The sequence below is a fragment of the Pseudoalteromonas sp. TP27 genome, from assembly GCF_056470645.1.
On record NZ_JARDAK010000013.1, the window covers coordinates 55,281 to 70,865 of the forward strand.

14 protein-coding genes are annotated in these 15,585 nt (G+C 39.0%); 12 read left to right on the forward strand and 2 right to left on the reverse strand.

Annotated elements, in window-relative coordinates:
* Positions 1-14: 14 nt before the first annotated feature.
* Together PX700_RS14875 and PX700_RS14880 are read right to left on the reverse strand one after the other, a co-directional pair.
* Positions 15-1,163, reverse strand: coding sequence for a PqiA/YebS family transporter subunit (locus PX700_RS14875; protein ID WP_479521144.1), 1,149 nt, complete (start codon positions 1,161-1,163; stop codon positions 15-17).
* Between the two features lie 181 nt (positions 1,164-1,344).
* Complete coding sequence (locus PX700_RS14880) at positions 1,345-2,160, reverse strand: thioesterase family protein (protein ID WP_197180223.1); 816 nt, start codon at positions 2,158-2,160, stop codon at positions 1,345-1,347.
* A 241-nt stretch (positions 2,161-2,401) separates the two neighbouring features.
* On the opposite strand from PX700_RS14880, the gene dnaK reads away from it, so the two are divergent.
* The 12 genes from dnaK to PX700_RS14940 all read left to right on the forward strand — a co-directional run bounded on the left by dnaK (position 2,402) and on the right by PX700_RS14940 (position 15,566).
* Entirely contained in the window at positions 2,402-4,318 is a 1,917-nt protein-coding gene (dnaK, locus tag PX700_RS14885) for a molecular chaperone DnaK (protein WP_415637107.1), read from the forward strand.
* 202 nt (positions 4,319-4,520) lie between these two features.
* Positions 4,521-5,660 (forward strand): molecular chaperone DnaJ, encoded by a 1,140-nt coding sequence (gene dnaJ, locus PX700_RS14890; RefSeq protein ID WP_166420074.1) that lies wholly within the window; start codon positions 4,521-4,523, stop codon positions 5,658-5,660.
* A gap of 99 nt (positions 5,661-5,759) precedes the next feature.
* The gene (gene ybaK, locus PX700_RS14895) at positions 5,760-6,221 is read left to right on the forward strand and encodes a Cys-tRNA(Pro) deacylase (RefSeq protein WP_479521115.1); all 462 of its coding nucleotides are present in this window, start codon (positions 5,760-5,762) and stop codon (positions 6,219-6,221) included.
* A gap of 150 nt (positions 6,222-6,371) precedes the next feature.
* On the forward strand, positions 6,372-6,776 hold the full coding sequence (locus PX700_RS14900; protein ID WP_479521116.1) for a DUF1761 domain-containing protein: 405 nt from the start codon (positions 6,372-6,374) through the stop codon (positions 6,774-6,776).
* 93 nt (positions 6,777-6,869) lie between these two features.
* Positions 6,870-7,238, forward strand: a complete 369-nt coding sequence (locus tag PX700_RS14905) for a response regulator (RefSeq protein WP_479521117.1) — start codon at positions 6,870-6,872, stop codon at positions 7,236-7,238.
* Positions 7,239-7,384: 146 nt separating this feature from the next.
* Positions 7,385-7,636, forward strand: coding sequence for a hypothetical protein (locus PX700_RS14910; protein ID WP_024598562.1), 252 nt, complete (start codon positions 7,385-7,387; stop codon positions 7,634-7,636).
* Between the two features lie 161 nt (positions 7,637-7,797).
* Complete coding sequence (locus tag PX700_RS14915; RefSeq protein WP_024605495.1) at positions 7,798-8,061, forward strand: CBU_0592 family membrane protein; 264 nt, start codon at positions 7,798-7,800, stop codon at positions 8,059-8,061.
* A gap of 190 nt (positions 8,062-8,251) precedes the next feature.
* Complete coding sequence (locus tag PX700_RS14920) at positions 8,252-9,982, forward strand: ATP-binding protein (protein WP_479521118.1); 1,731 nt, start codon at positions 8,252-8,254, stop codon at positions 9,980-9,982.
* Entirely contained in the window at positions 9,975-11,339 is a 1,365-nt protein-coding gene (locus tag PX700_RS14925; protein ID WP_479521119.1) for a sigma-54-dependent transcriptional regulator, read from the forward strand. The genes PX700_RS14920 and PX700_RS14925 overlap by 8 nt, the downstream gene beginning before the upstream one ends.
* A gap of 176 nt (positions 11,340-11,515) precedes the next feature.
* Positions 11,516-12,472 (forward strand): porin, encoded by a 957-nt coding sequence (locus PX700_RS14930; RefSeq protein ID WP_479521120.1) that lies wholly within the window; start codon positions 11,516-11,518, stop codon positions 12,470-12,472.
* A gap of 9 nt (positions 12,473-12,481) precedes the next feature.
* The gene (locus tag PX700_RS14935; protein ID WP_479521121.1) at positions 12,482-13,957 is read left to right on the forward strand and encodes an SLC13 family permease; all 1,476 of its coding nucleotides are present in this window, start codon (positions 12,482-12,484) and stop codon (positions 13,955-13,957) included.
* Between the two features lie 214 nt (positions 13,958-14,171).
* Positions 14,172-15,566: a coniferyl aldehyde dehydrogenase gene (locus PX700_RS14940; protein ID WP_479521145.1), complete on the forward strand. Its 1,395-nt coding sequence runs from the start codon at positions 14,172-14,174 to the stop codon at positions 15,564-15,566.
* Positions 15,567-15,585: the final 19 nt, after the last annotated feature.

Consider the following 15,585-nt stretch of genomic DNA (forward strand, 5'->3'; position numbering starts at 1 on the left):
GCTTTGTTCTCTGATTATTTATTTTTGGGTGAATCCCACAATAAACGTGGGTCAAAGGCATGGGCAGCCATCATTTGGCATATTACCATAATTGTAAAAAATACAATGCCTAATCCTGGCGTTACTGACATTAAATTACCCAATTGAACTAAGGCAACTAAAATTGCCACCACAAATACATCTATCATAGACCATTTGCCGATAAACTCAGTCAGTTGATAAATTCGCGTATAACTTTTTGTATGCCTGTTGGCAGGCCTTGTTACCATTATGCATAAAAAACTGAGTACAAAAGCCTTAGCAAGTGGCACCACTACGCTGGCTAAAAAGATAATAGCAGCAATAGGGTAGGAGCCACTTTTCCAAAGTGTAATTACGCCACCAATTAAAGTCGAAGGTGATTCATCCCCAAGGCTAGTGGTGTGCATAATAGGTAAAACATTAGCTGGAATATAACAAACAACAGAAGTAATTAGCCAAGCTGCTGCTTTTTGTACGCTATAAGGGTTTCTGACGTGTGTTTTAGTATGACAACGCTGACAAATATTACCCGTACAAAGTTGATGGCACACATGGCAAGCTTTAATGTTTTCATCTATTGCACGTTTAGCATGCTCTGCGCCTTCGAGTATTTTTACAGGCTTTATTTGAGCCCACAAGCGTGGGCGGTTTAAGTGAACAAGCGCTGCTATGTATAAAATAACAAATCCTACATAAGCCCAAAAGCTAGTACCAAAACTAATATCAGCCAGCGACATGATTTTAACCATACTAACCAGTACACCGATTAAAAATATTTCCGACATAATCCAAGGCTCTAATGCAAGGGTGAACTTTAGTAGCCGCCTTGCGATACCCTCTGGTAATGTTTTTAACAGCCCAAGATGTAAAGGAATTAAAATAAGGAGTAAACCCATAGGTAGAGCAATAATGCTCAAATCAATAAATAGGCCAAGCAGTTCACTGTCGTAATTAAATAAAATACGGGCAGCATCGGGCAGAGTAATTGTTTGAGTAATACCACTACTGCTAAAAGAAATAAAAGGATAAAACATACTACTAAGTAGCATGAGTAGGGCACTAAAACTAAGTGCGACAATTCGGCTGTCGTGATTAACATCAGCTTCGCAAAGTTTGTGGTGGCAGTGCGGGCATATCGCCATTTGTTTTGCGATTATGCGAGGTATATCTATGATCAGATCGCAGCAGGGGCATACAGTTTGCAATTTAATACCAAGCATGAAGAATATTTCTCCAATTTTGCAATATTTAATGCATTAATACAACGCGAACAGCTAATAAGCATTTAATGGCCAAACAATTTAATATTGTTTGGCCATAATTTTAGTCAAATAAAGCGACTGTTTGGCGTGTAAGGGCTATTAACTCACCCGATTGTGACCATATACAGCCATCTTCTAAACCGTAACCATCTTTTGAATGATGTGTAATTGCTTCAAAGCCTAGCCATTCGCCGGGAGTTAAGTTCGGCTCTTGTACAAACTCTAAATACCACGACATACTACTTGCCGGCGCAGGTTGTTTGAACATTTGTAAGAGGGTTGGCGGCCATGCATCGGTAAGTGCAATAACATGTGCCTCTGTTATTTGCTCTGGCGTATGCTTAAAGCGCATCCAACCACCTAGGTGAGACGTTTCTGCACTACTAAATGGCATACCACCTTGTTGGGGGCATAAATCAACATGCTGAAAAAACTCAGGCATCTGACCTTTTATAAAAGGTAATGTATGACGCGCATCTACCGGCTTTAAGCCCAATGACTTTGAAACAGGCACATTAATGCCCGAGTCTCTGCTTTTTGCAAAACACGCTTGTACTATTACACATACTTGTTCATTTTGAATCGCTTTGGCTAATACCTGTGTACTACTTTTACCTTGGCGTAGTATTTCAACCGACAATGAAAAAGGAGTATCGGCAAGTAATGGCCCTACAAAATTAGTACTGAGAGAGAGTAAGCGACGATCATCCGTTACCTTACCTCTAATTGCTTGATAAAGTAATGCAGCAGAAAGGCCACCAAACGCTGTTCTGCCTTGGCACCAATTTTCTGGAAATTGCATGGTGCTAGTTGATTGTTCGATATTATCTGAATTTCCAAGATTTGCGGCTTGTTGAAGTAATTGCTCAAAATGCATGTGGATGTCCTTTTAAAGTGCGATTTAATAAATTTATAACACAACCCAACTAGTCAGACCAGTAATTAAAAACCTCCCTAGCGATGTAAAAATCACCATTCCTTACAATTATTAGGGTTATTTTGTAAATAAATCACAAAAAATGAAATTTTTTTCATTTTTACAGTTGAATTAAGTTTGCAGCATCCCTATTAACTAAGTCATCGAACGTATTAACGAATATTGAAGTTGGAGAAGTTTCATGGGTAAAATTATCGGAATCGATTTAGGTACTACAAACTCTTGTGTTGCAGTACTTGATGGTGGCAAAGCACGTGTTATTGAAAACGCTGAAGGCGATCGCACAACCCCGTCTATTATTGCTTATACGCAAGACGGTGAAACATTAGTTGGTCAATCAGCTAAACGTCAAGCGGTTACTAACCCGACAAACACATTATTTGCAATCAAGCGTTTAATTGGTCGTCGTTTTGAAGACGAAGAAGTACAACGCGATATCGGCATCATGCCGTTTAAAATTGTTAAAGCTGACAACGGCGATGCATGGGTAGAAGCGGGCGGCGAAAAACGCGCTGCACCACAAATTTCTGCTGAAGTACTGAAAAAAATGAAAAAAACTGCTGAAGACTTCTTAGGTGAAGAAGTAACTGAAGCCGTAATCACAGTACCTGCATATTTTAACGATTCACAACGTCAAGCAACTAAAGATGCGGGTCGTATTGCGGGCCTTGAAGTTAAACGTATTATTAATGAGCCAACTGCTGCGGCACTTGCTTACGGTATGGATAAAAACCGTGGCGAAAACGTAGTTGCAGTATATGACTTAGGTGGCGGTACTTTCGATTTATCAATCATTGAAATTGATGAAGTAGAAGGCGAGCACACTTTTGAAGTACTTGCTACAAACGGCGACACTCACTTAGGTGGTGAAGATTTCGATAACCGCGTAATCAACTACCTAGTAGCTGAATTCAAAAAAGATCAAGGCTTAGACTTAAAAACTGATCCTCTTGCAATGCAACGTGTTAAAGAAGCTGCTGAAAAAGCAAAAATTGAACTTTCATCTGCACAGTCTACTGAAGTAAATCTTCCGTATGTAACTGCTGATGCATCTGGCCCTAAGCACATGAACGTGAAACTAACACGCGCTAAGCTTGAGTCACTAGTTGAAGATTTAGTAATGAAGTCTCTAGAGCCGCTTAAACGTGCACTTGCTGATGCTGATTTATCAGTAAGCGACATCAACGACATTATTCTTGTTGGTGGCCAAACACGTATGCCTTTAGTACAAAAAACGGTTGCAGAGTTCTTTGGTAAAGAACCTCGTAAAGATGTTAACCCTGATGAAGCAGTTGCAGTAGGCGCAGCGATTCAAGGTGGTGTACTTGCTGGTGACGTTAAAGATGTACTATTACTTGATGTTTCTCCATTATCTCTAGGTATCGAGACAATGGGTTCAGTAATGACTGCATTGATTGAGAAAAATACGACGATTCCTACTAAGAAATCGCAAACATTCTCAACAGCTGAAGACAATCAATCTGCTGTAACAATTCACGTGTTACAAGGTGAGCGTAAACGTTCAAGCGATAATAAATCTTTAGGTCAATTTAACCTAGAAGGTATTCGCCCAGCACAACGTGGTACACCGCAAATTGAAGTAACATTTGATGTTGATGCTGATGGTATCTTACATGTATCTGCTAAAGATAAAGATACAGGTAAAGAGCAAAAAATTACGATTCAAGCATCTTCTGGCTTAAGCGATGAAGAAGTTGAAAAAATGGTTCGTGATGCAGAAGCACATGCTGAGGACGATAAAAAGTTTGAAGAACTTGTAGCTGCTCGTAACCAAGCTGATGCTTTAGTTCACGGTACTCGTAAGCAAATTGAAGAAGCTGGTGATGCATTACCAAGCGAAGATAAAGAAGCGATTGAAGCTGCTGTTGTAGATTTAGAAGCTGCAATTAAGAGCGACAATAAAGAAGAGATTGAAGCTAAAACTCAAGCGCTTGCTGAAAAGTCTCAAAAACTGATGGAAATTGCCCAAGCGAAAGCACAGCAAGGTTCAGCAGATGCAGGCGAGCAACAGCAATCAGCTAAGCAAGACGACGACGTTGTTGATGCAGAGTTCGAAGAAGTGAAAGACGACAAGTAATTGTTGCTACCGCTTCTCGCTAACCAAAAACACTTAACTACGTTAGTTGTTTAGGTTAGGATGAACAATTGAGGCGCGCGAGCAATAGCTTGTCGCGCCTTTTGCATGTGTTTAAGGTTCAAAAATTCAATGATAAATCGATGCGATTTATCGGTTTATCCTGCAGCTTATGCTGTAAACAGAAAAGAGTAGTGTGATAGATATGTCAAAACGCGATTATTACGAAGTCCTCGGCGTAAGCAAAGATGCGAGTGAGCGAGACATAAAAAAAGCGTATAAACGCTTAGCGATGAAATATCATCCAGATCGTACCGCAGGCGATAAAGATCTCGAAACAAAGTTTAAAGAAGTTAAAGAAGCGTACGAAATTTTAACTGATAGCCAAAAACGTCAAATGTATGATCAACATGGTCACGCAGCATTTGAACAAGGTGGCGGCGGTGGCCACGGTGGTTTTGGTGGCGGGCATGGCGACTTTGGTGATGTATTTGGCGACGTGTTTGGTGATATTTTTGGTGGTGGCGGTGGCCGACGTCAATCTCGTCAGCAACGTGGATCTGATTTACGTTACAACATGGACCTAAGCTTAGAAGAAGCGGTTCGTGGTAAAGAAGTTGAAATTAAAGTACCTACATGGGTTGGCTGTGAGCCGTGTGATGGCAGCGGTGCTAAAGCGGGTTCTAAACCTAAAACATGTACAACATGTCATGGTGCTGGCCAAGTTCAAATGCGCCAAGGCTTCTTTGCTGTACAGCAAACGTGTCCAACGTGTCAGGGACAAGGGCAAATTATTTCAGACCCTTGTAACAAATGTCATGGCCAGGGCCGCGTAGAAAAAACTAAAACGCTTTCAGTTAAAATTCCAGCTGGCGTTGACACAGGCGATCGTATCCGCTTAACGGGTGAAGGCGAAGCCGGAATGCATGGCGCGCCATCAGGCGACTTGTACGTGCAAGTATCGGTTCGTGAACATGAAATATTTGTACGTGAAGCGAATAATTTATACTGTGAAGTACCAATTAGCTTTACGACAGCAGGCCTTGGTGGCGAAATTCAGGTGCCAACACTTGATGGTCGTGCAAAACTTAAAATACCGTCTGAAACGCAAACAGGCAAAATGTTCCGTATGCGTGGCAAAGGTGTTAAGTCTGTACGCAGCGGCGCTCAGGGCGATCTAATTTGTAAGGTAGTAATCGAAACGCCAGTTAATTTAAACGAGCGTCAACGTGAACTATTGACAGAGTTAGATGAAAGTATGGGCACAGACAGCTCAAAAAACCGACCTAAAGAGCAAGGCTTTTTTGACGGTGTTAAAAAGTTTTTTGACGATTTAACTAAATAAATTTAAATTATTATAAACAAAAAACGACGCTTTTAGCGTCGTTTTTTTTGCTTAAAATTGTGCTACTTTAATATTAATTCAGCAATATGATAAATGATTATGACACCAGCAATCGAACTATTAAAAAAACAAAAAATTTCCTTTGAAGTGCTCAGCTATGAACACGATACAAGTAATAGCCATTATGGGCTTGAAGCTGTTGAAAAGTTAAATTTAGACAGTGCACAAGTATTTAAAACCTTAGTACTTGAAACGCATGAAAGGCAGCTAATTGTTGCTGTTACTCCTGTGTCGCAACAAGTTAATTTAAAACAGCTAGCAAAACTATGTGGTACTAAAAAAGTAGCGATGGCTGCTCCACAAAAAGTCCAAACTAGCACGGGTTATATTTTAGGTGGAGTAAGCCCTCTTGGGCAAAAAAAACGCCTAGCTACGTTTATTCATAGTAGTGCTTCACTGTTTAGCACTATTTATGTGAGCGCCGGAAAACGAGGCTTAGAAATCGCACTCTCACCAACTGATTTGGCTTTTTTAACGAACGCTAAATTTGGTAATTTATAGACTTTATTTTGTATAATTACCTTCTATACGGGTAATTAATTCAAGTTAAGCCATTTGCTCAATCCCCTATTTATAGCTACATTTAGAGTATCTTTATATCGTTAATATTTAATACCAAACGGTATTACACTTTTATATACGGCTGTTTGTATGAACCTTTTAGATGTTGATTATTTTGCAATACTTGTAGCTGCACTTTCATCTTTTATGCTTGGCGGTATATGGTATTCAAAAGCTTTATTTAAAAATGCATGGCTAGAAAGTATTGGCTTAACCGACCAAGATTTGCAGTCAGCTAATCCTAAGTTGATATTTGGCGGCAGCTTTTTTTTAGTGTTTATAGCGGCTTTAATGCTGTCTCTTTTTTTAGGTAAAGATGCAAGTTTAGGTGAAAGTATAGGAACGGGCTTTATTATCGGTTTTTTTTGGATTGGTAGTTCATTAGGGCTAAGCTATATATTTGAGCAACGCCCTTTAAAGCTTTTTTTAATTAACGGGGGCTATCATATTTTACAGTTTTCGTTAATGGGGCTTATTTTAGGGCTATGGCCGTAAAATTTGAATAACCATTAACGCCTAATTTGATTGTTATCTACGAGTAGAGTAGTTTTATATAATCTTCATTTACATGATTTGGTAAAGGTATTAATGAAAATATTAGTTGTTGATGATATGCCGCTTATGCGTCATGTATTAATTAATATGCTAAGAAGACTAGAGTATAGCGATATTGTTGAAGCAACTAATGGAATGCAAGCTTTGGCTTTTTTACGCAATCAGCATTTTGATTTGGTTATTACAGACCTTCATATGCCAAAAATGGATGGCGTTAATCTACTCGCAAATATTCGAAAGGATAAAGCTCTCGCTGATATTCCAGTATTAATGGTTACTTGTGAAGACGGTACAGATAAAGTTAAACAAATCATTGCGGCTAAGGTTTCTGGCTTTATAGTAAAACCTTTTAATATGAATATATTGTCGTCACAGCTAAAACGCTTATTTTTAAATGATTAGGATGAGTCTATTTTATAAGGGTTACATTTGATCGGCCTTTATAAATTAAGTATGCCGTACCTAAACTCTAAGTTAGATGTGGTAACCTTTACCTATCTAAACTGATATAATTGCTAATAACTGTTTATATAATACCGCAGGACGTAATGGCAAAACCCAATAAAAAAGGCCCTACTAAAACGGTCGATATTTTTTGCTCAGCCTGTAAAGCTTCGTTATTTAAATACCGAAAAGGGGGAAAGGGGGCATTAGTTAAGTGTTTTAAAGAGCGTATTAGTCAAGACTTTACAAGTGAGCCATGTATTTGTCCTAACTGTAGTCGCCCATTTGCTCGAGAAGCTATTATTCGTGGTGCACCAGCCTATAAAATTATCGGCGGAAAAGTAACGTTTAAATAAAGTTTTGAAGTAAAGGCTTCTTCATACGGACATATGGCCTTGTCAGAATTTACCATATTGATAGAATCGTCCGGTTTGCTGTTTCAATGAATGAAAAAACACCCTCCCCATGGATCGGGCCAGTTTATTGGGTTATTTAAAAATGGATAAAGGATAGTTTAGTGATAGCACTCTTATTTGACATCATAGGCATGACAGGTACTTTTTTAGTAGTTGGTTCATTTTTTTTACTGCAGCTAGGTAAAACATCTCCAGCTAGCCTAACGTATAATATGATGAATTTAACAGGGGCGATTTTATTGTTAATTAGCCTTTGCTATAACTTTAATTTAGCAAGCTTTGTGATTGAAATATTTTGGATAGCCGCATCATTAATCGGTTTATACAAATACTTAAAAAACAGATCAGCTTTAGCTACAAATTAATAAAGTATTAATTTTGTTCTACATTTTAGGCACTGCAAACATAACTGTTTGCGGTGTTTTTTCTTTTTAGGATTAAATTTAGTTAGTAAGTATAATTAAATGCTTTTGTTAACAAAAAGTTTATATCTCTGTATCCTATAAGTCGTTACACTAGCGGCCTTTAATTTTTAGGCTATTTCTCGGGCAGGCCATGTTTTCGTTTTCTAAAAGAATAATTACAGTATGTTTATTATTAGTATTAATTTTAGTTGTTACATTTTGGGTAGGCCGCGCTCACGATATTGAAAAAGCAACAACTCAAGCGCAGCGTCAGGTTACTCAATTAAATAATTACATTGATACTGAACTCGCTCGTTTTTCGGCTATTCCCCAGCTACTTACTTATAATCAGTTAATGATTGAATTTGCAAACGGCGACCAAGCCCATTACAACGCCATAAATAACTACTTAGCGGATATACAACAAGCCAGTGGTGCATCAGATATATTTGTACTTAATGCCCAGGGCGCAGTAACAGCAAGTAGTAATTGGCAAGCCGATTACACCTTTTTAGGTAGTAACTTTGCATTTAGACCTTATTTTAAACGTGCTTTTGCAGGCGAAAAAGTGGCCTATTTTGCCTTAGGTATGCGCTCAAAAGAGCGAGGGATTTATTTTTCACAAGCGGTTTATCATGATAACAAAGCGGTAGGTGTTGTGGTATTAAAGGTTAATGTAAGTAAATTTGAAAATGATAGAGAGCTTTTAAATACATCAATGGCGAGTCATTTTTACTTGCAGCTTGCTGATGACGTTATTGCTATGTCTGATGTGCCAGCTTGGCGTTTAAATAGTTTTAGTAAGTTTAATATCACGCAACGTCGTGATATTAAATTACGCAGAGCGTATTTAGATCATCAACCTGCATATGTTGAGCAATTTCAATATATTAGTGAAGGTATAACGCATTATAAAATAAATAAAAATTTATATGTAAGCGCAGCTAAACCACTGCGTTACTTTAGCGCAAATATGTATGTGCTTGTTGATGTAACCTCTGTAAATTCGGCGCAATTACCTCGATTATTTTGGGTTAGTGTTATTTACGGTTTAATAACTACTATAGGCTATAGCTTACTGGCTCGTTTTGCTGGCTATAAAAAACTTTTATATTCAAGACACAGTCTAGAAACAAAAGTAATTGAGCGAACACAAGAGCTTGAAAAAGCACAAGTTGCGCTAGTGCAATCTGCTAAGCTGGCCACAATAGGGCAGTTAAGTGCGGGCATTAATCATGAAATAAATCAGCCATTAAGTGCAATTAACACCTACCTTGCAAGTGCTAAAAGGTTATTAGCTAAGCAAAACTATAGCGCTCTAGCTGAGAGCCTTAATGTTGTTGAAGGGCTTGTAGAGCGAGTGCACAAAATAGTCGGACAGTTAAAGCATTTTAGCAAACCCTCACAAACTCAGTTACGGCCTCACCCACTGGCGGGTTTAATTAATAATGCTTTAATGATAGCCAGCTCGCAATTAAAGCAAGATAACGTGCAGGTTGAGCCACCTCAAATAGATGGCGCGTTGATTGTATGGGTAGATTCGCTTAAATTTGAGCAAGTGCTAGTTAATCTGATTACTAATGCAAGTCAGGCAATGAATGGCTCAATAGTTCGTAAATTGAGCTTTAAGGTTGAATGCTTTGATAACCGTGTAAAACTCTCAATTTTAGATACCGGTTCGGGTATCGAACAGCATGCATTTGGTAATTTATTTGAACCATTTTACAGTACTAAAGCAAGTAATGGTTTAGGGCTTGGGCTATCTATATCAAAGCAAATTATTGATTCGTTTAGTGGATCTTTAAGTGCACATAATAGATTAGAAGGAGGTGCTGAGTTTATAATAAGCTTATCGAGTACGCAGGATAAAGCAGATGAGTGAACAATCAACATGTAAGCACATCATTATTATTGATGATGAAGCTATGATCAGAGATTCTTTAAAGCAATTACTGACCCTTGAGGGCTATACAGTTGAGTGTTTTAGCGATGCAAGCGCCGCCTTAACCAAGCTCAACCGCCGTTTTATGGGCGTGGTGCTTAGCGATATAAATATGCCCACAATGGATGGGATAACACTGCTTGAGCAAGTAACTGCCTTTGACAGTGAGCTTCCGGTTATATTTTTAACAGGTTATGCCGATGTAACAATTGCTGTAAAAGCGATGCAACTAGGGGCCTATGATTTATTTGAAAAGCCACTTAATGAAACACTACTCGACTGCATAGCTAGGGCCTGCGATAAACGCAGCCTTGTGATTCAAAACCGCGCATTAAAATTAGCTGTACAAAAAACCTCAGCACCCGGCGTTCGCATATTGGGTGATACGCCTAAAATGCAAGACATGATGCATTTGCTAAATACCGTGATTGATACGCCTGCTGATGTGATGATTGAAGGCGAAACAGGCACGGGTAAAGAGCTTGTAGCACGTTATTTACACGACCAAAGCATTCGTTCTAGTTCTAACTTTGTTGCGATTAATTGCGGCGCAGTGCCTGAGCAATTAATAGAAAGTGAGTTATTTGGTGCAGCAAGTGGTGCCTACACGGGAGCAACTCATGCTCGCAAAGGTAAGTTTGAATTTGCGCAAGGCGGCACCGTATTTTTAGATGAAATTGAAAGTACGCCTATGTCGCTACAAGTTAAATTACTGCGTGTATTAGAGGAGCGCAAAGTAACCCCTATTGGTGATAATAAAGCAATTAATTTAGATATACGAATTGTGGCAGCGACCAAAGTAGACCTCCTTTCGTTAGTGGAAAAAGGCGAATTTAGAGCTGATTTATACTACAGGCTCAGCTTAGTAAAAGTGGACATACCGCCACTGCGCGCCCGAAAAGCCGACATATTACTTTTGTTTAAGCATTTTAGCTCTATTGCAGCAACGCGTTACCATAAACCACCAGCCCCCCTTAATAGCGAATTACAGCAGCGCTTAATTGCATACGATTGGCCAGGTAATGTAAGGGAGCTCAGAAACCAAGCTGAGCGCGCCGTTTTACTCGGTGTTGAGCTTGCTTTTGTCTTTACAAAAACGCAGTCTCAAGGTGAACTATCTCCCGATTTAAGTCTATCTGAAAAAGTCTCGTTTTATGAACAATCCCTAATAGAAGAGGCGTTAGAGCGACACCATGGCAGCATTAAAAATACAATGGAAACACTGCAAATTGCCCGTAAAACCCTCTACGATAAAATGAGTAAATACCATTTAAACCGTGATATGTTCACTGACTAATATGTGCGGTATTTGTGACAATCTAATTATTTTAATGTGTGGAAAACCGCACATTATCTCCTTTTATTATTGATTAATAAAGCCAACCATCTGAAATTTAATAACTTTATATCATTGGCAGTAAAGTTGCTCTATTAGAACTGACAACAAGTAGATTCTAATAATCAGGACACACAATGATAAAGTTTACACATCCCTGTATTTTACTCACCTCAATTAGTGGCCTCGCTATTTGCTCGTACTCTGCTCAAGCGGCTGAATATGCTGTATATGGTAAAGCTGAGGTACAAATTGCTAATACCGATACAGGTATAATGCGCTACGCAGATGAAGGCACACAAATAGAAGCGCCATTCTCGCGTATTGGTATTAAAGGCGACCACAAACTTAACGAATATCTAAGCGTTGTTTTTAAATATGAAGTACAAGTAAAAGGCTTTGAAGAAGACGATACCGACGAACCTTTCACTGCACGTAATACTTACTTAGGTTTAAAAGGCGCGTTTGGTGAAGTTGTAGTAGGAAGAAACGATACACGTTTTAAATACTCAGAAGGAAAAGTTGATAACTTTAACGAAACCCAAGGCGATATAGCTCAAGTTATTGCTGGGCAAGACAGACTCGGTGATACGTTAACTTACACCTCTAAATACTGGCATAACGCACAGTTTTCATTTACCTACGCCCCAAAAGATGACAATAAAGATAACGAAGCGGGTTTTGCTGCTACGCTTATCTATGGTGATCGTAATTTAAGCAATACAGCATATTATGTATCTTTGAGTCATGTAGAATCGCTTAACAACATCTCCGCAAGTCGTATTGCGGGCGCTTATAAGTTTGAACAATTACAATTAGGCGCTCTGTACCAGCATTCAGAATCGGAAGATGGCATTAAATCAGGCAATGGCTATGTTGTAAGTTTAAGCTATACACTTGATAAGTGGGTACCAAAAATTCAGTTTGCAAAAGATGATTCAGCACTTCGTCAAGCTTCAGATGCCACACAATGGACTACTGGGCTTGACTACGTGTTTGATAAGCAAACAACTGCTTACCTTTTATACACCGATCTTAATTTAGAAGAACAAGACGACAGCAGTGTTGCGCTTGGTCTTAAATACAAATTTTAGAGGCCTGCCATGACAGATAATATACTCACACAAGAACCCGATAAGAAAAGAAATTTTCAATGGCTTTTTTTAATACTAGGCCCTTTAATAATGCTATTAACATGTTTACTCGATCCACCAACGGGTATGTCTGTAGCCGCATTTAAAACCGCAGGTTTAGCATTTTGGATGGCATCGTGGTGGGTGAGCGAAGTAGTACCAATTCCTGCAACTGCTTTGTTACCACTGGTAATATCACCACTTGCTGATATTGCAGCAATAAAAAGTGTAGCTGAACCGTACGCACATCCGTTAATATTTTTATTTTTAGGCGGCTTTTTAATTTCCATTGCTATGGAGCGTTGGGGTTTGCACAAACGAATTGCACTTAGCACTATGTCGTACGCGGGCAGTAAGCCAAGCTTACAAATTTTAGCGATGATGCTCGTTACCGCATTTTTATCAATGTGGATGTCCAATACTGCAACGGCAGTAATGATGTTACCTATCGCGCTTTCGATCACTAGTTTAGTTAAGCAATCAGATCCTGAAAACGAAGGCTTTGGCAAAGCATTGCTGTTGTCGATTGCTTATGGCGCCAGTATTGGTGGCATAGCAACACTTATTGGAACACCGCCTAATGCGTTAATGGCTGCTTATTTATCAGATAGTTATCAAATAGAAATAGGCTTTGCACAATGGATGATTGTAGGTGTGCCACTTTCTTTTAGTATGTTATTCATCAGTTGGATTTGGCTTACTAAGTTTGCTTATAAAGTAGATTCAGGCGTTAATAAAGATAAAAAAACAGACACAAAAGCCGTATTCTCAGAGCAGTTAAAAGGGCTTGGTGTAATGCAACGTGCTGAAAAAGGCGTGTTGTTTGTATTTGCGCTGGCTGCACTTTGCTGGATTTTTAGACCTTTACTTAGTGATATGACAGGTCTTAAAATTTCGGATACGGGAATTGCAATTGCAGCGGCATTACTGTTGTTTGTAATGCCAGCGAATAAAGATAAAGATGAGCGTATTCTTGATTGGCATCACGCGTCAGAAGTACCGTGGGGCGTATTATTATTGTTTGGAGGCGGATTAACACTCGCGTCTCAAATAAAGTCATCAGGTCTTGCTGATTTTATTGCCCAAATGATTGAGGGTGTAAGTACTATCCCGCTTGTGATGAGTATATTAGTGGTTGTTGCATTAATTACCTTTTTAACTGAGATCACCAGTAACACAGCCACAGCAGCTGGCTTTTTACCATTACTAGGGCCTGTTGCAGAGTCAATTACGGGTTCACCTTTAGTGTGGGTAATACCTGCTGCTATAGCGTGTAGTTGTGCGTTTATGATGCCGGTAGCCACGCCTCCAAACGCCATTGTGTTTGGCTCTGGGCAAATACAAATGCGCGATATGATCCGAGCAGGATTTGTACTCAATATTGTCGCTATTGTTTTAATAACGCTGGTAACAATGACGATCGCAGCTCAGGTATTTGGCTTTTAAAGCCGTACTAAATTAGTTCCAACCAACCTATACCAGAGTAGTTTTGTTTATATTTATAATTTTAAACAAAGCTACTCTTTATGCTTATTTATATTGCTCAAGAAGCTCTTTTTTAGATAATTAGTGTTATTGCTCAAAAAACAGAACAAGGTTATAGTCTGCGGTAACTTTAAAAATTGAGTAATCTATTTTGAGCACCGACACACCACACGCAATGCCTTTAATTCCCCAATTTGATGAATTGCAAAAAAGCTTTCTCGAAACGCCTTACTTGCCAGTTGATAAACGTCTCGTTTTATTAAAAAAACTACGCACTCGTATTGCTGAATTTGAGCAAGAGCTAGTGGATGCTGCTTCAAAAGATTTTGGTTATAGAACCGCTTTCGATACATTAGTTGGTGACATATTACCTACAGTGCAAACACTCGCGCACATTATTAAAAAGCTACCAAAGTGGGCAAAGCCAAGTAATCGCTCTGTGGGTTTAAGCTTATGGCCTTCAAAAGTCAGTGTTAATTACCAGCCTAAGGGTGTAGTCGGTATTATTGCACCGTGGAATTACCCAATTCAGCTAGCGTTAGTACCTGTACTTACCGCGATAGCAGCAGGTAATAGAGTTATGCTTAAATTAAGCGAATTTACACCGCATACAAACGCCGTTATCGAAAAAATATTTAAAGACGACATGCAAACGCATTGCAAAATAATACAAGGCGGTAGCGACGTAGCCGCGCAGTTTTCATCGCTCCCATTTGCTCATTTATTATTTACGGGCTCAACGGCCGTAGGTAAATTAGTAATGGCTTCGGCTAGTCGTAATTTAACACCCGTAACGCTTGAGCTCGGTGGTAAATCGCCAGTTATTATTACCCAAAATGCCGATATTAAAAAAGCGGCGCAAGCTTTACTGTTTGGCAAGATGGCCAACGCAGGGCAAATATGTGTAGCACCCGATTACGTATTTGTACCCAAAGCGCTTGAGCATCAACTTATTCAGCAATTATGTGAGCTATATAAAAAGCATTTTAAAGAAGGTGTTGAAGGTAAAAACTTAACCTCTATTATTAGTGATGCGCACTATAAACGTTTAGCAAGTTACTTAGAGCAAGCACAAGAGCTTGGCGCAAACATCATCAAGCCACTTGAACAAAACCAACAAGATGCAGAAAAGCATCGTATGGGGCTTCATATTGTTACTCAAGTTACTGACGACATGCAGCTTATGCAAGACGAGTTGTTTGGTCCAATATTACCAATAATGAGTTATGAAAAGCTCGACACTGTAATTGATTACATTAAAGCACATCATCACCCGTTAGCGCTTTATATTTTAGGGCAAGATAAGCACGCTCAAAAATACATTATGAAGCAAACTATTAGTGGCACTGTGGCAGTAAACGACACGCTTGTACAAGTGACTGCCGATGATGTCCCTTTTGGTGGAGTGGGGCATTCAGGTATGGGGCACTATCATGGTGTTGAAGGGTTTTTAACGTTTAGCCACGCTAAAAATACGTTAGTATCAGGATCGTTTAATCCTCGTATTAATCTGTTACTTAAACAAAATAAGCTTATTATTAAGTTATTAAAATGGCTTTACATAAAATAATAGGGTGTTGATTTTATAA